The organism is Blastococcus mobilis, from assembly GCF_900188025.1.
GTDB lineage: Bacteria > Actinomycetota > Actinomycetes > Mycobacteriales > Geodermatophilaceae > Blastococcus_B > Blastococcus_B mobilis.
In genome coordinates this window covers 1-24,911 of record NZ_FZNO01000008.1, presented here as the reverse complement: position 1 = coordinate 24,911, position 24,911 = coordinate 1, and the positions used below count along the sequence as shown (strand labels likewise).

Annotated in this window: 26 protein-coding genes; 13 read left to right on the top strand and 13 right to left on the bottom strand. The window is 72.3% G+C overall.

Annotated elements, in window-relative coordinates:
- Positions 1-30: 30 nt before the first annotated feature.
- The gene (locus CHB94_RS08805) at positions 31-2,598 is read right to left on the bottom strand and encodes a diguanylate cyclase domain-containing protein (protein ID WP_089336211.1); all 2,568 of its coding nucleotides are present in this window, start codon (positions 2,596-2,598) and stop codon (positions 31-33) included.
- Positions 2,595-4,532: a putative bifunctional diguanylate cyclase/phosphodiesterase gene (locus CHB94_RS08800; protein ID WP_089336210.1), complete on the bottom strand. Its 1,938-nt coding sequence runs from the start codon at positions 4,530-4,532 to the stop codon at positions 2,595-2,597. The genes CHB94_RS08805 and CHB94_RS08800 overlap by 4 nt, the downstream gene beginning before the upstream one ends.
- 300 nt (positions 4,533-4,832) lie before the next feature.
- Between CHB94_RS08800 and CHB94_RS08795 the strand changes: the two genes are divergently transcribed.
- The 5 genes from CHB94_RS08795 (at position 4,833) to nrfD (CHB94_RS08775) (ending at position 11,694) form a co-directional block, all read left to right on the top strand.
- Positions 4,833-6,131: a hypothetical protein gene (locus tag CHB94_RS08795; protein ID WP_089336209.1), complete on the top strand. Its 1,299-nt coding sequence runs from the start codon at positions 4,833-4,835 to the stop codon at positions 6,129-6,131.
- Between the two features lie 143 nt (positions 6,132-6,274).
- Positions 6,275-6,835 carry a dehydrogenase gene (locus CHB94_RS27015; RefSeq protein ID WP_089336208.1) on the top strand — a complete coding sequence of 187 codons (561 nt, stop codon included), beginning with the start codon at positions 6,275-6,277 and terminating at the stop codon, positions 6,833-6,835.
- A 12-nt stretch (positions 6,836-6,847) separates the two neighbouring features.
- Positions 6,848-9,565 (top strand): formate dehydrogenase, encoded by a 2,718-nt coding sequence (gene fdh, locus CHB94_RS08785; RefSeq protein WP_089336207.1) that lies wholly within the window; start codon positions 6,848-6,850, stop codon positions 9,563-9,565.
- Between the two features lie 28 nt (positions 9,566-9,593).
- The gene (locus CHB94_RS08780; protein WP_217899229.1) at positions 9,594-10,655 is read left to right on the top strand and encodes a 4Fe-4S dicluster domain-containing protein; all 1,062 of its coding nucleotides are present in this window, start codon (positions 9,594-9,596) and stop codon (positions 10,653-10,655) included.
- Between the two features lies 1 nt (position 10,656).
- Positions 10,657-11,694: an NrfD/PsrC family molybdoenzyme membrane anchor subunit gene (gene nrfD / locus CHB94_RS08775; RefSeq protein WP_089336206.1), complete on the top strand. Its 1,038-nt coding sequence runs from the start codon at positions 10,657-10,659 to the stop codon at positions 11,692-11,694.
- 132 nt (positions 11,695-11,826) lie between these two features.
- Here the strand turns inward: nrfD (CHB94_RS08775) and CHB94_RS08770 are convergent, their stop codons facing one another.
- From CHB94_RS08770 to CHB94_RS08750, 5 genes are all read right to left on the bottom strand, one after another.
- Positions 11,827-12,246 (bottom strand): type II toxin-antitoxin system VapC family toxin, encoded by a 420-nt coding sequence (locus tag CHB94_RS08770; protein ID WP_089336205.1) that lies wholly within the window; start codon positions 12,244-12,246, stop codon positions 11,827-11,829.
- A complete protein-coding gene (locus CHB94_RS08765) occupies positions 12,243-12,479 on the bottom strand; it encodes an AbrB/MazE/SpoVT family DNA-binding domain-containing protein (protein ID WP_089336204.1) in 237 nt (78 codons plus the stop codon). The genes CHB94_RS08770 and CHB94_RS08765 overlap by 4 nt, the downstream gene beginning before the upstream one ends.
- Before the next feature lie 84 nt (positions 12,480-12,563).
- Complete coding sequence (locus CHB94_RS08760; RefSeq protein ID WP_089336203.1) at positions 12,564-13,367, bottom strand: GNAT family protein; 804 nt, start codon at positions 13,365-13,367, stop codon at positions 12,564-12,566.
- 1 nt (position 13,368) lies between these two features.
- Positions 13,369-13,761: an S-adenosylmethionine decarboxylase gene (locus CHB94_RS08755; RefSeq protein ID WP_089336202.1), complete on the bottom strand. Its 393-nt coding sequence runs from the start codon at positions 13,759-13,761 to the stop codon at positions 13,369-13,371.
- A gap of 98 nt (positions 13,762-13,859) precedes the next feature.
- Complete coding sequence (locus CHB94_RS08750) at positions 13,860-16,133, bottom strand: putative bifunctional diguanylate cyclase/phosphodiesterase (RefSeq protein ID WP_254920510.1); 2,274 nt, start codon at positions 16,131-16,133, stop codon at positions 13,860-13,862.
- A 318-nt stretch (positions 16,134-16,451) separates the two neighbouring features.
- Here CHB94_RS08750 and CHB94_RS26105 point away from each other — a divergent pair, with 318 nt between their 5' ends.
- Entirely contained in the window at positions 16,452-16,592 is a 141-nt protein-coding gene (locus CHB94_RS26105; RefSeq protein WP_254920509.1) for a hypothetical protein, read from the top strand.
- Between the two features lie 32 nt (positions 16,593-16,624).
- Here the strand turns inward: CHB94_RS26105 and CHB94_RS08740 are convergent, their stop codons facing one another.
- Both CHB94_RS08740 and CHB94_RS08735 read right to left on the bottom strand, forming a co-directional pair.
- On the bottom strand, positions 16,625-17,023 hold the full coding sequence (locus tag CHB94_RS08740; RefSeq protein ID WP_089336200.1) for a type II toxin-antitoxin system VapC family toxin: 399 nt from the start codon (positions 17,021-17,023) through the stop codon (positions 16,625-16,627).
- Positions 17,020-17,283 carry a type II toxin-antitoxin system VapB family antitoxin gene (locus CHB94_RS08735; RefSeq protein ID WP_089336199.1) on the bottom strand — a complete coding sequence of 88 codons (264 nt, stop codon included), beginning with the start codon at positions 17,281-17,283 and terminating at the stop codon, positions 17,020-17,022. The genes CHB94_RS08740 and CHB94_RS08735 overlap by 4 nt, the downstream gene beginning before the upstream one ends.
- Positions 17,284-17,954: 671 nt before the next feature.
- Between CHB94_RS08735 and CHB94_RS26100 the strand changes: the two genes are divergently transcribed.
- From CHB94_RS26100 to CHB94_RS26705, 3 genes are read left to right on the top strand one after another with little or no spacing between them, the layout of a single operon-like run.
- Positions 17,955-18,263: a 4Fe-4S dicluster domain-containing protein gene (locus CHB94_RS26100; RefSeq protein ID WP_254920508.1), complete on the top strand. Its 309-nt coding sequence runs from the start codon at positions 17,955-17,957 to the stop codon at positions 18,261-18,263.
- Positions 18,264-18,290: 27 nt separating this feature from the next.
- Positions 18,291-18,536 (top strand): type II toxin-antitoxin system VapB family antitoxin, encoded by a 246-nt coding sequence (locus tag CHB94_RS08720; RefSeq protein ID WP_089336197.1) that lies wholly within the window; start codon positions 18,291-18,293, stop codon positions 18,534-18,536.
- On the top strand, positions 18,533-18,919 hold the full coding sequence (locus CHB94_RS26705) for a type II toxin-antitoxin system VapC family toxin (protein ID WP_089336196.1): 387 nt from the start codon (positions 18,533-18,535) through the stop codon (positions 18,917-18,919). Before CHB94_RS08720 ends, CHB94_RS26705 begins: the two co-directional genes overlap by 4 nt.
- Positions 18,920-19,067: 148 nt before the next feature.
- On the opposite strand, the gene CHB94_RS08710 is transcribed toward CHB94_RS26705, so the two are convergent.
- A complete protein-coding gene (locus tag CHB94_RS08710) occupies positions 19,068-20,855 on the bottom strand; it encodes a plasmid pRiA4b ORF-3 family protein (RefSeq protein ID WP_141137451.1) in 1,788 nt (595 codons plus the stop codon).
- Positions 20,856-21,032: 177 nt separating this feature from the next.
- Between CHB94_RS08710 and CHB94_RS26095 the strand changes: the two genes are divergently transcribed.
- Both CHB94_RS26095 and CHB94_RS26560 read left to right on the top strand, forming a co-directional pair.
- Positions 21,033-21,467 (top strand): 4Fe-4S dicluster domain-containing protein, encoded by a 435-nt coding sequence (locus CHB94_RS26095; protein ID WP_254920507.1) that lies wholly within the window; start codon positions 21,033-21,035, stop codon positions 21,465-21,467.
- Positions 21,468-21,638: 171 nt separating this feature from the next.
- Positions 21,639-21,812: a hypothetical protein gene (locus tag CHB94_RS26560; protein ID WP_176445473.1), complete on the top strand. Its 174-nt coding sequence runs from the start codon at positions 21,639-21,641 to the stop codon at positions 21,810-21,812.
- A 227-nt stretch (positions 21,813-22,039) separates the two neighbouring features.
- Here CHB94_RS26560 and CHB94_RS25075 read toward each other — a convergent pair whose 3' ends face one another.
- The 3 genes from CHB94_RS25075 to CHB94_RS08685 all read right to left on the bottom strand — a co-directional run bounded on the left by CHB94_RS25075 (position 22,040) and on the right by CHB94_RS08685 (position 23,199).
- Positions 22,040-22,210 carry a hypothetical protein gene (locus tag CHB94_RS25075; RefSeq protein WP_176445472.1) on the bottom strand — a complete coding sequence of 57 codons (171 nt, stop codon included), beginning with the start codon at positions 22,208-22,210 and terminating at the stop codon, positions 22,040-22,042.
- Positions 22,210-22,692: a ribbon-helix-helix domain-containing protein gene (locus tag CHB94_RS08690; RefSeq protein ID WP_089336194.1), complete on the bottom strand. Its 483-nt coding sequence runs from the start codon at positions 22,690-22,692 to the stop codon at positions 22,210-22,212. Before CHB94_RS08690 ends, CHB94_RS25075 begins: the two co-directional genes overlap by 1 nt.
- A 288-nt stretch (positions 22,693-22,980) precedes the next feature.
- Positions 22,981-23,199: a hypothetical protein gene (locus tag CHB94_RS08685; protein ID WP_089336193.1), complete on the bottom strand. Its 219-nt coding sequence runs from the start codon at positions 23,197-23,199 to the stop codon at positions 22,981-22,983.
- Positions 23,200-23,267: 68 nt separating this feature from the next.
- Between CHB94_RS08685 and CHB94_RS08680 the strand changes: the two genes are divergently transcribed.
- A complete protein-coding gene (locus CHB94_RS08680) occupies positions 23,268-24,041 on the top strand; it encodes a 4Fe-4S dicluster domain-containing protein (RefSeq protein WP_254920506.1) in 774 nt (257 codons plus the stop codon).
- Position 24,042: 1 nt separating this feature from the next.
- On the top strand, positions 24,043-24,846 hold the full coding sequence (gene nrfD / locus CHB94_RS08675; RefSeq protein ID WP_089336192.1) for an NrfD/PsrC family molybdoenzyme membrane anchor subunit: 804 nt from the start codon (positions 24,043-24,045) through the stop codon (positions 24,844-24,846).
- Positions 24,847-24,911 lie beyond the last annotated feature (65 nt).

Genomic DNA, 24,911 nt, shown 5'->3' with positions numbered 1-24,911 from the left:
GCCACGAAGGCCCTCGGGTGCCGGACGACGTCAGACGGCGGGGACGGTGCGCAGTGCCGCCACCTCGCCGGCGGTGAGGTCGTGGTGGCCCCGGCCCTGCAGCAGGTCGACGCCGGTGGCGAGGACGGCGTCGCGGAGCTCCGGCGCGCTGATCCCACCGGCGATGGCGGTCAGGCCGAAGCCGGCCGTCGTCCCGACGATGGCGGCCAGCACCTGGAGGGCGCGGTCGGTGTCGTCACGGGAGGCGAGCGCCGCCAGGTCCACCCGCACCATGTCCAGGGGGATCCGGGCGAGCAGGGCGTAGAGGCTGTGGCCCATGCCGAAGTTGTCCAGGCACAGGCGTACACCGGTGCAGCGGGTGGCCTCGAGCTCGGGGATCAGGGCAGCCGAGCCGGTCAGCAGGGTCTCCTCGGTGAAGGACAGGATCAGTCGCGACGGGGCGAGCCCGGATCCGGCGAGCGCGGCCTCGACCTCGCCGGCCAGGCCGTCGGGGTGGACGTGACCGGCCGGGAGGCTGACCGCCACGCTGATGCGGTCGTCCAGACCGGCGATCTCGAGGCAGGCCTGCCGCAGCAGCCATCCCTGGAGCTCCGCCGAGCGGCCCTGCCGCTCGGCGGCGGTCCACAGCTCCGCGCCCCGGACGGTGCCGTGGAGGACGTGCTGCCAGACCGGGACGGCGTGCAGCATCGCGATGCGGCCGTCGGCGTCGCAGGCGGCGTCGAGGCGGATGTGGAGCATGCCCTCGTCGACCAGCGCCCCGAGCTCCGCATCCGGAACGACGAAGGGGGAGTCCGCCACATTGGCCAGCCGCACGCAGCCCTTGCCGGACTGCTTGGCCGCGCGCAGGGCGGCGTCGGCCTCACGGAAGGCGAGCTGGCCCCCGGCGGCGCCGAGCGCGGAGACGCCGGCGCTGGCGCCGATCGCGAAGGTCCAGTCGCTGGTGCGGTGCGGCACGCTCAGGGCGTGGACGATGCGCTGGGCGACGTCCTCGGCCTCGACGAGACTGCCGGCGACGAGGACGGCGAACTCGTCGCCGCCCAGGCGCGCGACCAGGTCGTCCTCGCGGACCACGGTGTGCAGGCGGCGGGCCACCTCGACCAGCAGCTGGTCGCCGGCCTCGTGCCCGGCGACGTCGTTGACGGCCTTGAAGCCGTCGAGGTCGAGGACGACCAGACAGCGGTCGTGGTCCGCGGCCGTCGCCATCTCGCCGAAGAGCATGGCGCGGTTGGGCAGGCCGGTGAGGTGGTCGGTGTAGGCCATGCGCTCGAGCTCCCGCTCGCGGCTGCGCCGGGTGGTGACGTCGCGCAGGTAGAGCACGCGGCGGCCGCTGCCCGGGCGCTCGGTGGAGATGGCCTCCAGATCGCGGGCCGATCCGTCGGCCCCCACGACGCGGAAGTGCAGCGGCGGGCCCTCACCGGCGGCGACGTCGACGGTGGCGGCGTGGACCTTGTCGCGGTCGGCCGGGTCGACGAGGTCCAGCAGCGAGACGTCGTCCTCGGTGTCCGAGTCGAGCCCCAGCAGGCTGCGGGCGGCCGGTGAGGTGAACAGCAGGCGGAAGTCGCCGTCCATGATGGCGATGCCGTCGGAGCTGGCCTCGATGAGCTCGCGGAAGTCGTCCTCCGAGCGGACGAGGTCCGCGGTGACCCGGCCGTCCTCACGGACGCGGAGCACGAGTCGCAGCGCCATGAGCGTGAAGACGACGGCGAAGCCGGCCTCCGCGGCGACGGGGTGGGGCTCGCCGCGCACCTCCATCACGGCGATGGCGATCGGCAGGCTGAGCATGGCCCCGACCACCAGGAGCAGGCCCAGGCGACTCACCTGTGGGGCGGAGTCACGGGCGGTCTGCTTGGTTCGCCGGCGCGGCGCGAAGCTCGCCGCGACGACGACCGTCTGCATGCCCAGGGCGACGGCGACGTCCGAGGTCGCCGTCCAGACCCAGGAGGGCTCGATGATGGCCATCGCCTCGGCGCAGGCGGCGAGGGCCTGCCACCCGACGGCGCCCATCATGATGCTGGCCGAGCGGCGCAGGGCTGCCGTCGAGACGGTGCACAGCGCGGCGCCGCCGCCGAGCATGACCGCGGCGTAACCGCCGTAGGCGAGGACCAGCGAACGCAGGTCGTCGGGGGCGCCGGCCGGGTTCACCAGCGGCGTGCGGAGCACCTCGGTGACGGTGAGCAGCGCGACGGTGATGATGAGCCCGTCGACGACGAGGGCGGTCGAGCGGGTGCGGCGGACCCGGCGGGCCAGCAGCGCACAGGTGATCAGTGGCGCGCAGGCGCCGGCGAAGAGGAGGACGTCGTCGAGGCCGAAGCCGTCCAGCTGCGGGCCCGGGAAGGCAGCGGTCAGCCACTGCGCGGTCATGAAGAGCAGGGCGGCGACGCCGACGATCCGCCACGGGAGGGCGGCCCGGGCGTCCATGGTGCGGATGAGCCGGACGACCGCCCACGCCGAGCTGGCCGCCACACCGCCGAGAACGGCCTCGTCCCACTGCATGCCGCTGCCGTCGGGCGCGCTGAACGGAACGGTGAGGGCCAGGCCGATCAGGCCCAGCGGCACCGTCCAGCGGACGCTCCGGGGAATGCTCTGCAGCGTGATCACGACGCCGCCGCCGGGATCTCGGGGAGGGCACCGGGCAGCGGGAGGCTCATGTCCCAGGCCCCGGCGGCCAGCTGCGCCGCCTCGAGCGGACGGGCGAAGACGTAGCCCTGTACGTAGCGGTGCCCCATGTCCCGCAGCAACGTGAGGACGGCCTCGTTGGTGACGCCCTCGACGATGACGGGCAGGTCGAGGCTGGCGCCCAGCTGCAGCACCACCCGGCACATCGCGCGGCGGGCGGGGTCGTGCTCGACGTCGGACAGGAAGTACTGGTCCATCTTGAGCACGTCGACGGGCATGCCGACCAGGTAGGCCAGTGAGGACCAGCCGGTGCCGAAGTCGTCGACGGCGATGCGGACGCCGAGCCGGCGCAGGACGGTGAGGTCCTCGATGACGTGCGAGTCGTCGAGCAGGACCGACTCGGTGATCTCGACGACGAGCCGGGACGGCGACAGGCCGCTGGTCTCCAGGGCGTGGATGACGTCGGGCACGAGCTCGCCGCTGCGCACCTGGCGGGCCGAGACGTTGACCGCGACGCTCAAGGCCTGGTCGTGCGGACCCGCGTCGCCGAGGGCGGCGATGGTGGCGCAGGCCTCGCGCAGCACCCACCGGCCCAGGTCGGTGATCAGCGGCGACTCCTCGGCCAGGGGCACGAACTCGGTGGGGGAGACGTCGCCGAACAGCGGGTGCCGCCAGCGCAGCAGCGCCTCGACGGAGACGGTGCGGTGCATGACGACGTCGACGACCGGCTGGAAGACCAGGCGCAGCTCACCACGGGCCAGCGCGCCGGTCAGGTCGGTGCGCAGGGTGGCGCGGCGGTCCTCCTCGGTGCACAGGGCGTCGTCGTACCGGTGGACCGAGCCCGGGCCGGCCGTGGCCGCGCTGCGCAGGGCCAGGTCGCCGCGACGCAGGGTCTCGCCGGTGTCGGCGTCGGCGCACAGGGTGGTCACACCGGCGACGGCGGACAGGCGGAGCGAACCGCCGGGGATCGGCACGGGGCCGACGGCGGCCACCAGGCGGGCGGCCACGACCTCGGCGTCGGCAGTGCTGCCGACGACCAGGACGACGAAGTCGCCGTCGGTGCCGCGGGCCAGCCAGTCCTCGCCGCGCAGGGCGCGCGTGAGCCGGGCGGTCAGCGCGCGCAGGACGGCGGTCTCGGTGTCCGGGGCGAGGATCTCGGTGGCCAGGCCGCTGATCCGCAGGAGGGCGAGGGAGAACGGGCCGCCCGCTCCTCGCTGGACGGCGCCCAGGCGGCGGACCAGCGCGGCCCGGTTGGGCAGACCCGTGACCGGGTCGGTGAGGGAGAACTCGTGCAGGTCCGGGTCGATGCCCGTCGCCGGAACCCGCGGGGTGACGTCGCGGCAGTACAGGACGAGCGCGCCGACGTCGGGGTCGGCGCGCAGGTCCCGGATGGTGGCCTGGATGAGCCGCCAGCCGCCGTCGGCATGCCGGGCCCGTGCGGTGCGGACTGCGAGCTCGCCGCTCTCGCTCGGGGAGCCGCGCAGCGCGTCGAGGACGGCGGACCGGTCGTCGGGGTGGACGGCCGCCACGACCGGGGCGCCGACGGCGCACGCAGGGTCGAGACCGAGCAGGTCGGCGATGGCCTGCGAGGCGAAGGTGACCCGCAGCCCGCCGTCGAGGATGACCACCGGGTCGACGCTGCTCTTCACGAGCGTGCGGAACGAGGATTGGCTGCGCTGGAGGTCGCCGGCGAGCCGGCGCTGCCGGCTCCACAGCGTGGCCTGGAAGGCGACCAGCACGATGAGCCCGGCGACGGCCAGGACCAGTCCGAGGACCGCGGGACCCGAGAGAAGGCCACCCACGACGAGGGCGACGGCGACCAGGACGGCGGGTACGACGAGCAGCCCGGTGCGCCCGCTGGGGGGCGCGACCGGGGACGCAGCCGCTGGCTGCCCCATGGCGGGGGCGGTGCTCACACGATCTGATCGGGAACATCCGCGAGCCGCTTCAGTGCAGAGCCCCCGCTGTCACCCGAAAGGGGGCGGACGGCGGAGGCGCCGCGGTGTCTGCCACGAGCTGCGCCCGCCGGCCGCTCGCGTCCGTGGACGGGCCGCGACGGGCGTGAGCTCCGGGTAGCTCGGGGTGTCCCCGCCATCGCGTTCCGCAGCGCGCGACCACTCGTCCCGTCGTGTCGGACGGACTCGAGGTCCCGCGCCGGCCGGTGGGTGGGAATCCGTGCTACCCAGCCCCTCTGCGCAGCGGTGTGGGGAGAGAACATGAGCCGACGGCTGCAGGGACGGCGCCGGAACTCCGATGACGGGCACGAGGGGCCGCGTCGGGACCGGAACGAGATACGGCGGGACGCGCGGCACCAGGCGCGGCATCGCGCCCCCGCGCAGCAGCCAGGCACCCCTCCGCTGCTGGCGGTGAGCGGCGCCATGGCGGCCGCCGCCGTGATGGCGATCGTGCTGTCGGGACCGCCGGAGCCGCGGGGGAACCTGCTGGCGGAACGCCCCCCGGAGCCCCGCCCGTCGACGGCGTTGCCGGGGAGCCCGGATGGGCCACGAGCGGCCGACATCGCCCGGGTGATCCAGCGGTTCTCGCCGGGTGACGGTGAGACGGACGGGGGCTGGGGCGGCGGCGTCTGGGACCTGCTCCAGCAGACCGTCGGTGAACGGTCGACGGCGCAGGTGGCGGCGCACGGCACGGCCATGGATGGCGCCTCGCTGCTGATGGCCGGCATGCGGTCCGACGGCGCGGTCGCCTCCGCGGTCGATGCGCGGGCCGGGTCCGGCCCAGCCCCTTGGCCGGGCGACGGCGGTGCGCGCGCCGACGATGCCCCCGCCGACGCCACGCACCAGCCCACCCCACAGGCGGGACCGGTCGATTCCGTGCAGGAGCCGACCGATCGTCTCCCGCGCGGCGCGGGCACGCCGACGGGCCCGCACTCGACCGGGACCGGCCCGCCGGCGCCGCTGGCGCCGGCGAGCGAGCCGGTGAGGGAGGCGGTGCCTGCTCCCGCTCCGAAGGCGGTGCCCCCGCCGGTGACGAAGGCGGCGCCCCCTCCGGTGAGGGTGCCCGCGCCGGTGAGGGTGCCCGCGCCGGTGACGGTGCCTGCTCCGGTGACGGTGCCTGCTCCGGTGACGGTGCCTGCTCCGGTGACGAAGGCGGTGCCTCCGCCGGTGACGAAGGTGGTGCCTCCGCCGGTGACGAAGGTGGTGCCTCCGCCGGTGAGGGTGCCCGCGCCGGTGACGGTGCCTGCTCCGGTGACGAAGGTGGTGCCTTCGCCGGTGACGAAGGTGGTGCCCCCGCCGGTGAGGGTGCCCGCTGCGGTGACGAAGGTGGCGCCTTCGCCGGTGACGAAGGCCGTGCCCCCGCCGGTGACGAAGGTGGTGCCCCCGCCGGTGACGAAGGCCGTGCCCCCGCCGGTGACGAAGGTGGTGCCCCCGCCGGTGAGGGTGCCCGCTGCGGTGACGCAGGCGGTGCCTGGTCCGGTCGCCGACGCGCTGCCGCGGCCCGGCGACATCCCGGCGGCCGGGAGCGTGGCCTCGCGGGCGGTGAAGGTCCCGGGCTGAGCGGCCGGCCGCGCCTGGCGGCGTGTTCTCCGCCACGCGTTGGCGTCGCGTCGCCCGTCGGCCGTCCCGGGCAGGGAGGCGGTGGCGAACACGCGCGGGGGTCCGGCGCGCCAGACGGCGTTCCGGATGGCAGAGTTCCGGGAGTGAAGACCTGGCTCGACAGCTGGCCGGTGTACCGGCAGCTCACCGGCTCCGACCCACTGGGTCGCGGCAAGGCCGCGCGCAGCAAGGCGACCGAGGCCACCGTGTCCCGGACAGCGACGGCCGACCGCGTCGTGAAGAGCGTGTGCCCGTACTGCGCCGTGGGCTGTGCGCAGAACGTCTACGTGAAGGACGAGAAGGTCGTCCAGATCGAGGGCAACCCGCACTCGCCGATCAACCGGGGCCGGCTGTGCCCCAAGGGCAGCGCGAGCAAGCAGCTGGTGACGAGCCCGAGCCGGGTGACCACGGTCAAGTACCGCCGTCCGTTCGCGACGGACTGGGAGGACCTCGACCTCGACACGGCGATGGAGATGATCGCCGACCGGGTGCTGGAGGCCCGCCGCAAGGGCTGGCAGGACGAGGACGGCGGCAAGCGCGTCAACCGAACGATGGGGATAGCGAGCCTCGGAGGGGCGACCCTCGACAACGAGGAGAACTACCTCATGAAAAAGCTCTACAGCGCCCTCGGCGCTATCCAGATCGAGAACCAGGCCCGGATATAGCACTCCGCGACGGTGCCCGGTCTGGGTGCCTCGTTCGGCCGTGGTGGCGCAACCAACTTCCTGGAAGACCTGGCGAACTCCGACTGCATCGTCATCGAGGGTTCGAACATGGCCGAGTGCCACCCGGTGGGCTTCCAGTGGGTCGGTGAGGCCAAGGCGCGCGGCGCCAAGATCGTGCACATCGACCCGCGGTTCACGCGCACCAGCGCGATCGCCGACCTGCACGTGCCCCTGCGCATCGGCACCGACATCGCGTTCCTCGGTGGCCTGATCAAGTACGTGCTCGACAACGAGCTGTACTTCAAGGACTACGTGGTCGCGTACACCAACGCGGCCGCGCTCGTGGGCGAGGACTTCGTCGACTCCGAGGACCTCGGCGGCCTGTTCTCCGGCTTCGACCCGGAGAACCGGGTGTACGACGAGGACAGCTGGCAGTACGAGCCGGAGGAGCCCCCGCACTCGGGCTCCGAGGACCCGGCCGAGGCCGCGGAGCAGGACCAGCTCGACGACCACGTGGACGTCAAGAAGTCCGACCGGGCCGAGGCCGCCGGCAGCGGAGGCCCGCCGATCCCGTCGAAGCCCAAGCGGGACGAGACGCTGCAGCACCCGCGCTCGGTCTTCCAGATCCTCAAGCGGCACTTCGCCCGCTATACCCCGGAGATGGTGTCGGAGGTCTGCGGCATCGAGCCGGCGGTCTTCGAGCAGGTCGCGAAGTGGGTGACCGAGAACAGCAACCGCGACCGGACGACGGCGTGGGTGTACTCGGTGGGCTGGACGCAGCACAGCGTCGGCGCGCAGTACATCCGCACCTGCTCGATCCTGCAGACGCTGCTGGGCAACATCGGCCGTCCCGGCGGCGGGATCCTGGCGCTGCGCGGGCACGCCAGCATCCAGGGCTCGACCGACGTCCCGACGCTGTTCAACCTGCTGCCCGGCTACCTGCCCATGCCGCACGCCCTCCAGCACCAGAGCCTCGACGAGTACGTGGCGGACGCCGCCGGCAAGGCGGGCTTCTGGGGCAACAAGCGGGCCTACATGGTCAGCCTGCTCAAGAGCTGGTGGGGCGACGCCGCGACGGCGGAGAACGACTTCTGTTTCGACTACCTGCCCAAGATCAACGGCGACCACAGCTCCTACCGGACGATCACCGACATGATCAAGGGGAAGGTCTCGGGCTACTTCCTCGTCGGCGAGAACCCGGGCGTCGGGCACCCGAACAGCCGGATGAACCGGTTCGGGCTGGCCAACCTCGACTGGCTGGTCGTCCGGGACCTCCAGATGATCGAGTCGGCGACCTTCTGGAAGGAGGGCCCGGAGCACGAGACGGGGGAGCTGTCCCCGGCCTCGATCGGCACCGAGGTCTTCTTCATGCCGGCGGCCACGCACGTGGAGAAGGAAGGAACCTTCACCCAGACGCAGCGCGTGCTGCAGTGGCGCGACAAGGCCGTCGAGCCGCCGGACGACGCCCGCAGCGACCTGTGGTTCTACTTTCACCTCGGCCGCATCCTGCGCGAGCGGCTGAAGGACTCCACCGATCCGCGGGACCGCCCGCTGCTCGACCTCACCTGGGACTACCCGGTGCACGGGGAGACGCAGGACCCGGACGCCGAGGCAGTGCTCCGTGAGATCAACGGCACCGGGCCCGACGGCAGGGCGCTGTCGTCCTACATGCAGATGAAGGACGACGGCTCGACGACGGGCGGCTGCTGGATCTACTGCGGCGTGTACGCCGACGAGGTCAACCAGGCTGCTCGGCGCAAGCCGGCCGAGGAGCAGGGCGCCGTCGCCTCCGAGTGGGGCTGGGCGTGGCCGCTCAACCGGCGGATGCTCTACAACCGCGCCTCGGCCGACCCCGACGGCAAGCCGTGGAGCGAGCGCAAGAAGTACGTGTGGTGGGACGAGGACGCCGGCGAGTGGACCGGTCTCGACGTCCCGGACTTCGAGAAGAACAAGCGGCCGGACTACGTGCCCCCGGAGGGTGCGCAGGCACAGGACGCGCTGGCGGGGAACGACCCCTTCGTCATGCAGGGTGACGGCAAGGCGTGGTTGTTCGCGCCCGCAGGCGTGGTCGACGGCCCGTTGCCGACGCACTACGAGCCGGCCGAGTCGGTGGTCGAGAACGCCTTCTACAAGCAGCAGGCGAACCCGACTCTCGAGATGATCGAGGGGCCCTGGAACCGGGCCAACCCGACCCGCAGCGACGTCTACCCGTTCCAGGTGACCACCTACCGGCTCACCGAGCACCACACGGCCGGCGGGATGAGCCGCACCCTGCCCTACCTGGCGGAGCTCCAGCCGGAGTTCTTCGTGGAGGTGAGCCCGGAGTTGGCCCGGCTGCGCGGACTGACCAACGGCGAGTACGCCACGCTGGTCAGCGCCCGCACCGCGGTCGAGGCCAAGGTGCTGGTGACCGAGCGGGTCCGGCCGATCAAGCTGCGCGACGGGACGGTCGTCCATCAGATCGGTATGCCGTACCACTGGTCCTACGCGGGCATCTCCACCGGAGACGCGGCGAACGACCTGCTGGGCATCGTGATGGATCCCAACACCCACATCCAGGAGTCGAAGGCCAGCACCTGCGACATCGTCGCCGGGCGGCGCCCTCGCGGACCCGAGCTGCTCGAGTTCGTCGAGAGCTACCGCCGCCGGGCCGGGGTGGAGTCGGGACGGGTGGGCGTGAACGGCCGCGACCCGGTCGCCGCCGACGCCGGCGAGGGATCGACCCTCTGATGACCCGTCGCCACGAGAGGAGGCCGGCGTGACGATCAGCTCGGCCAGCCCCGCCTTCACCGGCCGCGATCCGCACAACCGCCTGTTCGGGCCACTGCCCGACGTCCAGGGTGAGGCGGGCTACGAGGAGGAGCACCCGAAGCGGGTGGGCTTCTTCACCGACACCTCGGTCTGCATCGGCTGCAAGGCCTGCGAGGTGGCGTGCAAGGAGTGGAACACGCTGCCGATGGACGACTCCCACGGTGTGCGTGACGCCTTGGGCCTGTCGGGCATGTCCTACGACAACACAGGGCAGCTGGGGGCCAACTCCTGGCGCCACGTGGCGTTCATCGAGCAGAGCCGCACCGTCGACCTGCCGATGCCGACGTTCGGCCGCCCTGGCGACGACCGGCAGGGCAGCGGCCCCTCGCCGGCGGAAGCAGGGGACGACGTCAGCCTGGCCAATGCCCAGCAGAGCGTGCTGAACGCGGAGGCGCTGAGCGAGTTCGACCCGCAGACCGGGCAGAGCGGGGCGGACACGCAGGTCCGCTGGTTGATGAGCTCTGACGTGTGCAAGCACTGCACGCACGCCGGCTGTCTCGACGTCTGCCCGACGGGGGCGCTGTTCCGCACCGAGTTCGGGACCGTGGTGGTGCAGGGCGACATCTGCAACGGCTGCGGCTACTGCGTGGCGTCCTGCCCGTACGGCGTCATCGACCAGCGCAAGGACGACGGCCGGGTCTTCAAGTGCACGATGTGCTACGACCGGCTGACCGACGGGCTCCAGCCCGCGTGCGCCACGGCGTGCCCGACCCAGTCGATCCAGTTCGGGGACCTCGACGAGCTGCAGGCCCGCGCCGACGCCCGGCTGGCGACGCTGCAGTCGCAGGGCGTGGAGACGGCGCGCCTGTACGGGCGGGACGAGAACGACGGCGTCGGGGGAGCGGGGGCGTTCTTCCTGCTCCTCGACGAGCCGGAGGTCTACGGCCTGCCGCCGGACCCGGTCGTGACCACCCGGGACCTGCCGGCCATGTGGAAGGCCGCAGGCAAGGCGGCAGTGATGATGGTGGGGGTCGCCGTGACGGCGTTCCTCGGTTCGCGGAAGAGGTGACATGACCGGCGGGATCACCAGCCCCGACGCGGGCTGGCGGCAGGCCGACCGCGGTCCGGCGGTGCAGCGGACCGGCAAGCGTCGGCGGCGCGGCGGAGGGCGCGGCCGCGGCGAGGTGCCGATGGTCGACGACGTCGAGTTCACCTCCTACTACGGGCGGCAGATCGTCAAGACGCCGGTGTGGAAGTCGCCGGACGTGCCGCTGTACCTGTTCCTGGGCGGGGCGGCCGGCTCGGCGTCGATCCTCGGCGCGCTCGCCGACGTCACCGGCCGGCCCGCGCTGACCCGGGTGGCCCGGCTGACCGCGGCCGGCGGCTCGATGGCCTCGGTCGTCTTCCTCATCCACGACCTGGGCCGGCCGGAGCGGTTCCTGCACATGCTGCGGGTGCTGAAGCCGACCTCGCCGCTGTCGGTGGGCACCTACATCCTGTCGCCGTTCAGCGCGGCGGCCGGGGCGACGGCTGCGGTGGAGCTGCTGGGCTGGTTCCCGCGGCTCAAGCGGTTCGGGGGGGTGGTGGCCGCGCTGTTCGGTGGCCCGTTGGCCACCTACACCGGCGTGCTGCTGGCCAACACCGCGGTTCCGTCGTGGCATGAGTTCCACGGCCGGCTGCCGTTCGTGTTCGGTGGCTCGGCGATGGCGGCCGGCGGCGGGATCTGCATGGCGCTGACGCCGCTGAGCGAGTCCGAGCCGGCCCGCAAGATGGCGATCATCGGCGCCGGCATCGAGCTGGCCGCCATCCGCGGGGTCGAGGGCAGCGACAGCATCCTCGCCGAGCCGTACCACGAGGGCCGGCCGGGGAAATTCATGCGGGCAGCCAGGGCGTGCACCTCGACGGGGCTGGGGCTGGCCGTGCTGGGCGGGCGCACCCGGCTCGGGGCGGTTGCGTCAGGAACGCTATTGGCGGCCGGCTCGCTCCTCACCCGCTTCGGCGTCTTCGAGGCCGGCATCGCCAGCACCAAGGACCCCAAGTACATCGTCGTCCCCCAGCGCGAACGCATGGCGGCGCGGAACGGTCAGGTGCGCTCGGTGACGCACTGACGTGACCACTGCGGCGCCCTCGGTTAGGAGGGAGTGCACCGACCGCCAATCTCACGTCACGGCCTGGGCCTCATGACGGCTGAGGCGGATGGGCTAGCTCCCGCGTGCCGTTGGGAGGCGCCGACTGACGGGTCAAGAGTCCTCGCTGAGGACCTCGACCTCGACGCCCAGGGCGGCGTACGTGCCCATGGCTCGCGCATCCCTGGTCGCCAGTGGAACCGCCGCGGACCGAGCGGCGAGCCCGACAAGTGCGTCGTACACCGCACCTCCCGCGATGTTCAAGGGGGCCAGGACGCGCGGAAGGTGCGTGAGGTCGTCGCTCGGGACCAGAAGCGCGGGGCCGAAGTTGGCCGCGATCAGGCGGACGGCGTCGGTGGGTGATACCCGGGCGTCCCCCGGAAGCCGGGTGAGGACGGAGTACGTCTCAGCCAGCGAATGGGCGGTCAGGACGGCCGATCGGCCGTCCGCTCGACGCCGGACGGCGAGATGCGCGTTGTGGGACCGGACAACCAGCGGGACGGCGGCGCTGGTGTCGAACGCCAGCACGCTCATCGGCGCCCCGAGTCCAGCAACCCGAACACGACGTCGTCGGTGATCGGGGTCGACGACTCCGCGGCCAATACGCCGTCGATCTCCGTGAGTCGGGCGGTCCGCCCGGCGGGTACGAGTTGCAGCCCGGCGCCGTAACGGCTCAGGTCGACGGTGGTGCCCGGGGTCAGTCCGAGCGCATCCCGCAACGCCTTGGGGACGACGATACGGCCGAGACTGTCGATGGTGGTCTCCATTGGCAGCACGCTACCAGCGCAATGCCAAGGGGTTGTCTGTCTGTGATGGCTGCGCGCTTCCGGTGGCCGGAGTGCGTCCGGGGGCTACGGGCGGGTCCGGTTCGCGAGCTGATCCGCCCGGCGGGACGTCGCCGGACGCCATCCGGCGGTGTTCCGGCGCGGCGGCGTCGATCGTTCCGGCCGGTCCGTCGGCGGCGCCTCCTGGAGGGTGCCGCGCGTCGGCAGCAGGTCGGCCGGGTCGACGGTGATCGAGCGGAACTGGCCGTGGTCGAGGGCCGGCGCCAGGTCCGGACGGGCCGCGTACACCTCCTCCTCCGCCGTCCGCACGACGAAGACGCACGGTGTGCTGGCGGGGGAGCCCAGGTAGGGCCGGGAGGTCGCCCCCACCATCGGGTACCAGGGCAGGCCCATGGCGCGGACCAGCCGGTGCACCCGATCGTCGAGGACGGTGACCAGGCCGGGAACGCCGCAGTTGCGGGCGTACCGCCAGATGCCATGACACAGGGCGAGGCTGACCTCGGCACCCGCCGATCCGGCGCGGTACCGGGGATCCACGGCCAGGCTTGCCACGTCCCACACCGTCCCGGGGGCGAGGCCGACCGCGCCCAGGCTCTCCGCCACCGGCAGGTGCCACGGCTCGCCCGCCACGTCGACCAGTGTCTTCACCGGGCTCGCGGCGGCGGCGACGATCAGCCGTGCGGTACCCACGGCAGAGCCGCTCTCGTCATCGATCACCGCGACGAACCGCGACCGCGCCTCGTACCGGCCGTACTCCCGCTCCATGAGCTCCGGCGTGTTGCCGAACGCCTGCAGGAAGACGTGGGCCTCGACCCGTCGTGCGGCGTCGCGCTCCTCCGGGGAGTGCGCCACGAGCAGCCGGAGGGTCATGTCAGAAGGACTTCGCGACGATGGTGCCGGCGGCGAAGAAGTCGGCCGTGAACGCCACGGCGACGTCCACGTCGAACGCCTTGCACGTGTACACGTCCACCGAGAAGAACAGCCGCGGCTGCTCCCAGGCGTAGAAGTGCGCCCCCGACGTCTCCCAGTGGATCCAGCCGGCCCACCCGTACAGGTCCGAGCGGTGCGTCACCGGCTCGAGGAGCTGCAGCATGCCCACCTCGCGGGACAGCGCCGAGAGATACGACCGGATCTGCGCGTCGTCCACGGGCCCGGCCGGAACGCCCTCGATCACCAGACGCTGCCGGAGAATCTCCGGAGCGAGGTCACGCCAGGTGAGGGGGCTGGTTCCCGGCAGTTGCCGAGCGGGGGAGGAGGGCGTCACACGCACATAGTCCCCAGTCCGCAACGCACTGTGGTGACCGACTGCGGCGTGTCGCGCCAGGCGTGCGGATCACAGGGGCGGCTGCCGCTCCAGCCAGGTCAGTCGGCAGCAAGGCCCTGGGTGAGGTGCGGGATCAAGGCTTCGTCGATGAGCCCGGAGTCCGAGGCAGCCAGCCAGCGCAGGAAGTCGTCGACCGGCATGGGTCGGGCGATCGCGTACCCCTGGGCGACGTCGCAGCCGAGGCGGGCGAGCGTGGTGCTGGTCGCCAGAGTCTCGACTCCCTCCGCGACCACGCTCAGGCCCAGGGCGTGGGCGAGCGCGACGGTGCTCTGCACGATGGCCGCAGCCCGTGGATCGCGGTCGACGTCGGCGGTCAGGCTGCGATCGAGCTTGAGCTCGTCGGCCGGCAGCTGCCGCAGGTAGGCCAGCGAGCTGTACCCCGTGCCGTAGTCGTCGATCGACGTGCGGACGCCGGACCGGCGCAGGTCGGCGAGCACCGTCCGGCCGCGTTCGGGGTCGCCCATGAGGGTGTCCTCGACCAGTTCCAGCGTGAGCGCCTGCGGGGGCAAGCCGTGCCGGTGCAGCGCGGCGGCGACCTTGCCGGCCAGGTCGAGGTCGGTGACGTTCCCCGCCGACAGGTTGACCGACACCGGCACTGAGCGGTCGCGCCACCAGCGGGCGGCCGCCGCGAGCGCCAGTTCGAGCACACGGTCGGTCAGCGACCGCAGGAGCCCGGCCTGCTCGGCCGCCGGCAGCAGGTGGCCGGGCAGGAGCAGCCCCCGGGTGGGGTGGTCCCACCGGACCAGTGCCTCGACGCCGACGATCCGGCCGTCGCGCAGATCCATCTGGGGCTGCAGGAAGACGCGGAGTTCGTCCCCGTCGAGGGCGGTCCGCAACTCCTCCATGGTGCGCAGCCGGTCGCTCCCGGCGGTGCCCGTGACGGGGTCGGGCACGTAGACGTGCACGCCTTCGCGGGCGCGCTTGGCGGTGTACATGGCGACGTCGGCGCAGTGCAGCAGCTCCTGGACGGTCGTGGCCGGTGCCGGCGTGGCCGCGACGCCGATGCTGACGCCGACGTGCAGCCGGATGTCGGCCACCGTGAACGGCGCGAGCAGCAGGTCGTGCAGCCGCTCCGCGAGCGCGCGTGCCTCGGCGGGCTCCGCGGCCGGCATCAGCACGGCGAACTCGTCGCCACCGAGTCGGGCCAGGAGGTCGTCGGACCGCAGCGAGCTGCGCAGCCGCGGCCCGATCTGGCGCAGCAGGTCGTCACCGGCGGAGTGGCCGAGGCTGTCGTTGATCTCCTTGAACCCGTCGAGGTCGAGCAGCAGCAGGGCGGCGGGCCGCTCCCGGCCGGCCGAGGCGACGACACGCTGGGCCTGCTCGAGCAGCGCGCGACGGTTGGCGAGCCCGGTGAGCTCGTCGGTCCGCGACTCCAGCTTGACCTGGTTGTACTCGCGGACCTCGCGGAAGGTCACGGCGATGCGGACCACGCCGGCCAGCACGCAGCCGATGGCCAGCCAGCCCGCGATGTCCGGCACGGGCGGCGACCACCCCGGGCTGAGCACGACGAGACTGGCCATGAGGCAGGCGAGGGGCACGGCCAGCAGCCGCCAGCCGATGCGGGAGCCGGGGGCGTCGACGGGAGCCGGTCGTTCTACCGCGCGCTCCGCAGCTGCGGCGGCAAGGACGACGGAGGCGAGCCAGCCGAGTTCCAGCGGGCCGCCGTCGACGTAGGCGCCCTGCACCTTGAGGGCGAACAGGATGACGTCCGAGACGCAGATGAGGACCAGCCCCGCGCCGAGCAGCACGAAAGTGCGGTCGAGGCGCACGCCGAGGATGCCGCCGACGGCCATGACGACGGCGATGAGCAGGACCGTCGTGACCGGTGCCACGAGGTCGACGGCTGTCACCGGCGCCGCGCCGGAGTCGGTACGGAGGTGGGGGCCCAGGAGGAAGGCGACCCCGGCGGACAAGCTGCCGAGGGCGGCCACGACGCCGTCCAGCCACATGCTGGGGTGGAAGCGCGGAACCCGGGCGCGGATCAGTACGACGACGGGCACGTACATGACCAGGTAGGCCGCGAGCGTGACCACGTGCGAGAGCGCGGAGGACGGTTCGTCGCCGTCCAGGCCGGCGGAGAGCACGCGCAGTGCGTTGCCGACCGCTCCCAGCGTCAGCGCGACGGCGAGCGCGGCCCAGGCGACCCGCTCCGTCCGCACCCGGCGCGCCGCCACCACGCACGCCGCAGCCGCGGCGAGGTAGGGCAGGTTGTAGAGGACGACGTCGTACGTCCGGTCCCACGCCGCGCCGGCCGGACGCTGTCCGATCCCGGTGGCGAACAGCGCGACCAGGCCGATCGTCAGGGACAGCACGCGACCCGGACACGGCCGCGTGGCCGCATCCTGAGGCCGCTGGTCCATGTCCGAGACATCGGCCGCGGAACGGGCGGAGTTCAGGGCTCCAGGTCCCCGGATCACCCGGAGGGGGGAGGCGCCGCCGGCTGGGCTGGTTCCCGCGGCTGAAGCGGTCCGGGGGAGTGGTGGCCGCGCTGTTCGGCGGCCCGCTGGCCACCTACACCGGTGTGCTGCTGGCCAACACCGCGGTGCCGTCGTGGCACGAGTTCCACGGCCGGCTGCCGTTCGTCTTCGGTGGCTCGCACCCGGCTCGGGGCGGTTGCGTCAGGAACGCTCTTGGCGGCCGGCTCACTGCTCACCCGGTTCGGCGTCTTCGAGGCCGGCATCGCCAGCACCAAGGACCCCAAGTACATCGTCGTCCCCCAGCGCGAGCGCATGGCCGCCCGCAGGGCGGACATGTACTCCATCACCCGCTGACCGTGTTGCTGAGCAGGGATGGACGATGACCGTCACCGCCCGAGGGCGGGGGCGACATCGGTGTGCGAGAAGTCGACGCCCTTGAACAGCAGCGGCTCACCGGTGGCGCGGGCCAGGGCGTAGGCGAAGCAGTCGCCGAAGTTGAGCCGGGCGGGGTGACCGCTGCCCTTGCCGAAGTTGCGGTAGGCCTGGCGGGCGATGTCCGCGTGCTGTCTCGTCACGGGCTCGACGGTGATCGGCACGGCGGCCACGAGGTCGTCGAACCGGCCACTGAGCACGGGGTCACGGTTGGCGTCGACGACGACGGCGGTCTCCAGGTAGGTCGCAGCCGACGTGCGCGCTTCGCCGGCGGTGGCCAGCGCCTGGATGTAGGTGTCCGCATCGGGTTCTCCCCGCAGGATGGCGACGATCGCGCTGGTGTCGACGATCACCGGGGCAAGCCCGACTCGTCGTAGAGCAGGTCGCCGTGATCGGCGCTGCGGTAAGGCTCGACCCACCGGCCGGCCGCCTCCCTGGATATCTCCTGGATGCGGGTAGTGCGTTGCGATGCCGTCGCGGTGTCCCGGCTTTGCACGCGCTCGAGTCGCTCTCGGACAGCGACGGTGATCGCCTGTGTGAGGCTCTCCCCGGTTGCGGTCGCGAGTTGGCGCGCGAGCGCCTCGGCCTCCGCATTCTTGATGTTGAGACCCATGGTAGAAGTCTACCGAGACTATGGTCCCTTTCTATACCTGCTGCTGCCTCGAGCCCTTGGGTGCTCATGCCTCAGCTACCGGGATGCGCCTTCCACGGCGTCCCTGCCTCTGGACTGCGGTGGCGGCGGGGTGAGGCGAGGGGCGCGTCCGGCTACGGGTGCCGCTCAGTGGGGAAAGCGCTGCTGCCTGCGTGATCGAGCCGCGTCCGGCAGCCGCAGACGGGGCAGACCTCAGTCAGCCGGACGTTCGGATCCCAGCGGAGGCTGAGACGGTCCCGCAGCCGACGCACGTTGCGGGACTCGACGAGCCTGGGCACGCCCTTGCCGCAGAGGCTGCAGGTGTGGTCGGCCAGCCCGAGGGCGAGACGCGTGCGCTGAGTCATGGCTCAAGATCGTCACGATCCGTAGTGGAACGGACAAGCGGCATATATGCGAGCTCCCCCGTCCGGGGCGGGCGTCCGGACGTGCCGTTACGGTGCGTGGTTGCACGGCCCTGTTCGGGTATGCGCTGATGCACGGCCGAGCCGTCACTGCCCTTCGGGTTACGCGAGCTTCCTCGCGGGAGCCGACAGGTTCGGCCAACGCCGGCAGAGCGTGCTCAACGCGGAGGCGCTGAGCGAGTTCGACCCGAGACCGGGCAGAGCGGGGCGGACAAGCAGGTCCGCTGGCTGATGAGCTCCGGCGTGTGCAAGCACTGCACGCACGCCGGCTGCCTTGACGTCTGCCCGACGGGGGCGCTGTTCCGCATCGAGTTCGGCACCGTGGTGGTGCAGGGCGACATCTGCAACGGCTGCGGCTGCTGCGTGGCCGCCTGGCCGTACGGCGTCATCGGCTCGGGGCGGTTGCGTCAGGCACCTGTTGGCGGCCGACTCACGGCTGACCCGCTTCGGGGTGTCGAGGCCGGGATCGCCAGCACCAAGGATCCGAAGTACGTCGTCGTCCCACAACGCGAGCGGATGGCCGCCCATGAGCCGCTCTAAAAACAGCAAGCCAGTATAAAATCCGCCGTGGCTCTGAGTATCGAGTCTGAAGAAGCTGACGCCCTGGCGCGGGCTTTGACCGCTGCCACGAACGAGTCTCTGACCCAAGCGGTCACCACCGCGCTCCGGGAACGGCTGGCGCGCGTGCAGCAGCATGGTGACATCCTGGCCGGGCTCGATCGCCTGGCCGGCGAGTACACGGCGCTGCCGCTCGTCGACGACCGCAGCGCTGAGGAGATCATCGGTTACGACGACAGGGGGTTGCCCGCTTGACGGGCGTCGTCGTCGACACATCGGCGATTGTCGCGATACTGACGCGCGAACCGGGTCACGAGTGGCTGTCGGTTCGACTCAGCTCGGCAACGGATCGCATCATCGCGGCGCCGATAGCTCTCGAACTCGGCATCGTGTTGGAGGCTCGTGTGCCGGCCGCCGTGGGCATGGCTCGGCGCGCGTTGCGAGATGCGCGCATCCACATCGTGCCGTTCGACGAAGGCTCGTCGAACGCGCGCGGGCCGCCTGGCGCCGATTCGGCAAGGGGCGGCATCCGGCCGCGCTCGACTTCGGGGACTGCTGCATCTATGCCCTCGCCGAACAGACGGGCCATCCGATGCTGTGCGTGGGCGACCACTTCCCCCGCACGGACCTGCCGGTAATCCGACCGCCTCTGCAGTGAGCCGATCACCGAGTACGGCTCAGCTCGCCGATGTGCGGTTCACCCGTAGGCGTCCAGGAGCAGGCAACGTCGTCGTGCAGAACGGCGAGCGCTCGGTCGAGGGTGGCCGGCGGCCGCCGTGCCGCTGCCTACCGACGCAGCGCGGCCAAGCGCTGGTCCACCTCGGTGAGGTCGAACGCGCCCGCATCGAGCGTCTCACCGTCCTGGAGCCCGAGCCAGTCGCGGATGTCGGCGTATTCGGGATGGCGCGGGTCGCGCGCTGCCTGCACCTTGTCGGTCCAGCCCCATACCCCTCCGGAGTCCTCGTGCGGTGCCGCGCCGGCGCCGGCGGTGCACCGGGGCGGCGAGCTCCCGCTCGCGGGCTCGCGGCCCACGACGGTGATGAGGTGCTCCCAGCCGTCCCCGAAGTCGTAGAGGTACCGCAGCTTCCCTCGCCGTGGCCCAATCACCTGGCTCAGCCGGACCCGCGACTCGTCCACGACCGATTCGTCCCGCGGCATCCAGCCGTCGTCGTCCTGCGGCCCGAAGCGCACCGTCTGCCTGCCGGGGCCGACGACGGTGAACTCGTGGAGGTGCGCGTCCTCCCACTCGAACAGCACCTGGATGACCTCGTGCAGCTCATCGAGGGGGATGCCCGGATCGACCAGCACCTCACGCCAGACCGGCGGGCTGGCGTCGGCCAGCTCGATCCGCAGCCGGTAGGCCTGGCCGGCGAGATCAGGGTCAGGGGCGGGCAGGTCCGGGCTACCGCGATGGATGGAGTCGAACTGCTGCTGGGCGCCGAGCATGGCTGCCGTCACCCTGGCCAGCACGCGCTGCAGGCCGGGAGCGGCGGTGATCGTGTCGGACACCTCGAGGAACCCTTCGGCGGTCAACTGCTGGACCAGTGCCCTCGCCGGCAGGGCCACCAGCGTCCGCATCAGCCGGGCGTCGAGCCCGACGCCGGGCTGGGGCACTGCGGTCCCTCCGGGCGGCAGGCCGTCGAGGAGGGCGTCGAGGTCGCCCAGTACCTGGGCGGTCGGTACAGGGTGACCGACCGCCGCGGTGGCAAGGGCCGGCAACACGGTGTCCAGCGGGTCGGCCTCCCAGGGGGCCTCCGGCCGCGCGTCGAGCAGCTGGGCGAGGTAGCCGCCGGCCACCAGCAGGCGGGCCTGCCGCGCCTGTTCGGCGTTCCCGGTGAGCCAACCGTGGGCGACCGGTGAAACGGTCGCCTCCGACGGCGTGACGACCAGTAGCCCGACCTGCTGCATCGCCGCCCAGATGTCGGCCAGCTGCGGAACGTCCCACATCGACCGCGGCGTCCGACCGTCCAGGTCCACGCCGACCAGGTCTGCCGCGGCTGCGATGTCGGCACGGCGCAGTGCGCCGGTGGTTGTGACCGGGCGGCGGGGCAGCACGAAACGCAGCAGCGCCTCGGCCCGCTCGACCGCCGGGAGGGCACGCAGCGCAGCGTTCTCCGTCTCGGGGTCGACGTGGACATCGGCCAGCTCGGCGAGCACTTCCGGCACCGGGGAGGTGGCCTCCTCGGCTGCGGAGATGGCCGCGTCGAGCTGGGCCGTGGTGGCACTCCAGCGGCCGGTGTCCCCGAGGAAGGCCAGGAGAAGGGGGAGCGTGGTCAGGGCCTCGCTCTCATCGGCATCGGCGTGCTCGGCCAGCGTGTCGATCTGCCGCGCCGTCCAGGAGCGCAGGTCGGTGAGGCCGGCGCGGGTGACGGCGAGGTCGACCGTTACCACGACCTCGTCCCAGAGCGCGGCGGGATCGATGTGCGCGGGCAGGCCGTGGGCACCGAGCCATGCGAGGAACGGGCCGCGCATCCCTGCAAGATCGGCCGTCGCCGTACGCACAGCGTGCAGCCGGCGAGGCCCGCCGTGATCGGGCATCCGCGGCTTGCGGGGCCTCCTGCGCTTCTTGGGCATGCGCTGCTCCCCTCGACGGATCCGAGAGCGCCACGCTAGCGGGCGACGGAGTGCGGTCCGCTCCGCCCCGCAGTACTCGAAGCCGGGGACCCCGCGGCCGACCATGGGTGCGCGGCCGGGTCCGCCGTCCTCGTCGCCCCCGAATCCAGAATTCCACCCTCGGGTCGATCACGGTGTTTGCGAGCCGCGGCGCTCACGGTCAGGGCTGTCAAGGACGGTCTACGAGGATGGGGAGCGCACGCCGGCTGCCTCGACGTGTGCCCGACTGGGGCGCTGTTCCGCACCGAGTTCGGCACCGTCGTCGTGCTGGGCGACATCTGCAACGGCTGCGGCTGCGGCTACTGCGTGGCGTCCTGGCCCTACGGCGTCATCGACCAGCGCAAGGACGACGGCTGGGTCTTCACGTGCACGATGTGCTACGACCGGCTGACCGACGGACTGCAGCCGGCCTGCGCGACCGCCTGCCCCACCCAGTACATCCAGTTCGGCGACCTCGACGAGGCCGTCGAACGCCAGAGCCGTCAGCGGCGCCCCGAGTCCAGAAGTCCGAAAACGACGTCGTCGGTGATCGGGGTCAAGACTCCGCCACCAGTGCGCCGTCGATCTTCGTGAGCCGGGCGGTCCGCCGAGCGGGTACGAGCTGCAGCCCGGCGCCGTAACGGCTCAGGTCGACGGCCGTGGCCGGGGTCAGTCCGAGTGCGTCCCGCAACGGCTTGGGGCGACGATACGACCGAGGCTGTCGATGGTCGTCTCCACTGGCAGAACGCTAGCCACGTTCCGCCAATGCGCCTTTCGGATCGCTCGGCGCTGGAGGCCCCGGCCGCCACCACAGGGACGTGGCTCGGAGCGGTCCGGTTGCCGAGGGCCTGCTTGAGCGTCCGCGTCGAGGAGCAGCGCGACGTCGTCGTGCAGGACGGCGAGCGCCCGGTCGAGGGTGGCCAACCGACCGCCACGTGACCGGGCCAGCCCGGCCAGGTAGGCGTCGGTGACCTGCTTGTGTCCACCACTCCGCGCATGTCGATGTTGTCGTCAGCCCGGTCCGCGGCGGCTAATCGTCTACGTCACGCGCACCCTCATGCGGCATACGGCAGTTGGGGATGCCCCCTCAGTGATTCGTCGCCGCTCGCTTCACTTGCACGCGGCGGTCGGCGCGTCGCCGCCCCTGGCTTTCGCAGGCGCGCGGGTTACCCGATGTCAGCGGCTGCCGCCGCCGACGGCGAGATGGCCAGTCCTCCGGCCACCAGCTTCCGGTCGGCGCTGACCAGCGGACGGTCGAGGGCTCGTGCCGCAGCCACCTCGGCCTCGCCCTCCTCGTGCACCCACTTCATGACGACGGAGGTGTCGACGAGCAGCATCACCTGTGGCGCTCAGCGCGAACGAGATCTGCTGCCTCGAACGATCCGCTCGATGCCATCGCGGCGCGGGCCCGCTCCAGCGCGGCGTCGAGTTCCGCCGGGTCGTGCTGCTCGAGCTCGCGTCGGGCGGCGGTGGCGAGAACGGCGCTGCGGCTGCTACCGCGACGACCCGCCTCGCGATCGAGGTCGACCAGCAGCTCCGCAGGGAGCGTGACCCTGACGAGGGCGCGGAAGGTCTGGGTGGCCGGCAGCGGCCGGTCGAGCGCCGCGGCGGCCAGAATTGGCAGCACCATGTCCAGCGGGTCGGCGACCCACGGGGTGTCCGGCCGGGCGGTGAGCAGGGCTGCGAGGTAGCCGCCCACCACGAGCAGGCGGGCCTGTCGGGTCTGCTCGGCGTCGCCGGAACCCCACCCGTGCGCGAGCGGCGCAGGGGTGGCGGCGGAGGACCCGACGACCCGGAGTCCGATGTCCCGTAGCCCCAACAGATGTCGGACAGTGACGGGACTTCCCACATCGACCGCCGCGTCCGGCCGGCCAGGTCCACGCCGACCAGCCTGGCGGCGGTGGCGATGTCGGCACGGCGCAGCGCCCCGGTGCCCGTGACGGGGCGGCGGGGGAGGAGAAGCCGTCCCGCGCTTGCGGCGGTGTGTACTGAGCGGTGCAGTGGCCGACCAAGACTCAGCTGTTGGAGCCGAGCTCGTCGGCCAGAACTCGTGTTCGTCGGCGGCGCGCAGCCCGCGCAGGGCTCCTCGGAGCTACGGGCCAGCCGTTCAGCGGCTGGAAGCGCTGCGGCCGGCGTGCTCGACCCGCGTCCGGCCGCCGCAGACGCGACAGACCTCGGTCAACCGGACATGCGGGTCCCAGTGGAGGCTGAGGCGGTCGCGCAGCCGACGCACGTTCCGGGACTCGACGAGCTGGGGCACGTCCTTGCCGCACAGGCTGCAGGGGTGGTCGGCCACCCCGAGGACGAGTCGCACGCGCTGAGTCATGGCTCAAGATCGTCACGATATGTAGGGGAGCGGGGAAGCGGCATGCGTGGGACCTCCCCAGTCGGGGGGTGACGTTCGGCCGTGTCATGACGCACCGTAATCAAAAGGTGCCGCGGGGGTGCGGCCGATGGCGCGGTCAGGCCGTCAATCGCCTATGGGGTGACGCGAGCTTCCTCGCGTGGCAGGGCCGGAAGCGCCTGGCCAAAGCGCGGACGAGCGTCCTCAACGGCGAGGCGCTGAGCGAGTTCGATCCGCAGACCGGGCACTCGGCCGACCGCGAGATCCGCTCGCTGATGTCGTCCGGACGTGTGCAAGCTCCGCACGCACGCGGGCTTCCTGGACGTCTGCCGACCGGTGCGCTGTTCCCCACGGAGTTCGGCACCATCGTGGTGCAAGGCGACATCTGCAACGGCTGCGGCTACTGCGTGCCCTCCTGCCCGTACGGGGTCATCGATCAGCGCAAGGACGACGGCCGGGTCTTCAAGTGCACGCTGTGCTACGACCGGCTGACCGACGGGTTGACGCCGGCGTGCGCGACCGCCTGCCCCACGCAGTCGGTCCAGTTCGCGACCTCGACGAGCTGCAGGCCGCGCCGACACCCGGCTGGCGACGCTGCAGGCGCAGGGCGTCGAGACCGCCCGGCTGTACGGACGACGAGAACGACGGCGTCGGCGGCGACGGCGTTCTTCCTGCTGCTCGACGAGCCGGAGGTCTACGGCCTGCCGCCGGACCCGATCGTGACCAGCAGCGACCTGCCGGTCATGTGGAAGGCCGCGGGCAAGGCGGCGGCGATGATGGTCGGGGTCGCCGTGACGGCGATCCTCGGCTCGCGGCGGAGGTGACATGACCGGCGGGATCACCAGCCCGGGCGCCGGGTGGCGCCAGGCCGACTCGGGGGCTTCGACGCAGCGCACGCACAAGCGCCGTCGTCGCGGCGGCGGGCGTGGCCGCGGCGAGGTCGCGATGGTCGACGACGTCGAGTTCACGTCGTACTACGGCCGGCAGATCGTGAAGACGCCGGTGTGGAAGTCGCCCGACGTGCCGCTGTACCTGTTCCTCGGTGGGGCGGCCGGCTCGTCGGCGATCCTCGGGGCGCTGGCCGACGTGACCGGCCGGCCGAAGCTGACCCGGGTGGCGCGGTTCACCGCGGCCGGCGGGTCGCTCGCGTCGGTGGTCTTTCTCATCCATGACCTGGGCCGGCCGGAGCGGTTCCTGCACATGCTGCGGGTGTTCAAGCCGACGTCGCCGCTGTCGGTGGGCACCTACATTCTGGCGCCGTTCAGCGCGGCGGCCGGGGCGACGGCGGCGGTGGAGGTGCTGGGCTGGTTCCCGCGGCTGAAGCGGTTCGGGGGAGTGGTGGCCGCGCTGTTCGGTGGGCCGCTGGCCACCTACACCGGCGTGCTGCTGGCCAACACGGCTGTGCCGTCGTGGCACGCGTTCCACACCCGGCTGCCGTTCGTGTTCGGCGCTTCGGCGATGGCGGCCGGCGGTGGGATCTGCATGGCGCTCTCGCCGCTGGACGAGTCGGAGCCGGCGCGCAAGATGGCGATCATCGGCGCCGGCATCGAGCTGGCCGCGATGCACAAGGTGGAGAACGACCACGGGCTCCTTAGAGCTCCCGCCAGTAGGTCAGCGGATGCGTCGTGATCGTGGTCGGGTGTCCCAGCGGTAGAGCAGCCAGACGGCCCGGCGCAGCGCACGGACGGTGACGA

Bases quoted from the DNA above. Each gene is read 5' to 3' on its own strand.
- CHB94_RS25075 (WP_176445472.1), bottom strand. From the start codon at position 22,210: ATGCTGCTCGTCGACACCTCCGTCGTCATGAAGTGGGTGCACGAGGAG.
- CHB94_RS08710 (WP_141137451.1), bottom strand. From the start codon at position 20,855: ATGCCCAAGAAGCGCAGGAGGCCCCGCAAGCCGCGGATGCCCGATCAC.
- CHB94_RS08795 (WP_089336209.1), top strand. From the start codon at position 4,833: ATGAGCCGACGGCTGCAGGGACGGCGCCGGAACTCCGATGACGGGCAC.
- nrfD (WP_089336206.1), top strand. From the start codon at position 10,657: ATGACCGGCGGGATCACCAGCCCCGACGCGGGCTGGCGGCAGGCCGAC.
- CHB94_RS08765 (WP_089336204.1), bottom strand. From the start codon at position 12,479: ATGGAGACCACCATCGACAGTCTCGGCCGTATCGTCGTCCCCAAGGCG.
- CHB94_RS08760 (WP_089336203.1), bottom strand. From the start codon at position 13,367: ATGACCCTCCGGCTGCTCGTGGCGCACTCCCCGGAGGAGCGCGACGCC.
- CHB94_RS26100 (WP_254920508.1), top strand. From the start codon at position 17,955: ATGAGCTCCGGCGTGTGCAAGCACTGCACGCACGCCGGCTGCCTTGAC.
- CHB94_RS08770 (WP_089336205.1), bottom strand. From the start codon at position 12,246: ATGAGCGTGCTGGCGTTCGACACCAGCGCCGCCGTCCCGCTGGTTGTC.
- CHB94_RS08685 (WP_089336193.1), bottom strand. From the start codon at position 23,199: ATGACTCAGCGCGTGCGACTCGTCCTCGGGGTGGCCGACCACCCCTGC.
- CHB94_RS26560 (WP_176445473.1), top strand. From the start codon at position 21,639: ATGCGCCTTTCGGATCGCTCGGCGCTGGAGGCCCCGGCCGCCACCACA.
- CHB94_RS08735 (WP_089336199.1), bottom strand. From the start codon at position 17,283: ATGGGTCTCAACATCAAGAATGCGGAGGCCGAGGCGCTCGCGCGCCAA.
- nrfD (WP_089336192.1), top strand. From the start codon at position 24,043: ATGACCGGCGGGATCACCAGCCCGGGCGCCGGGTGGCGCCAGGCCGAC.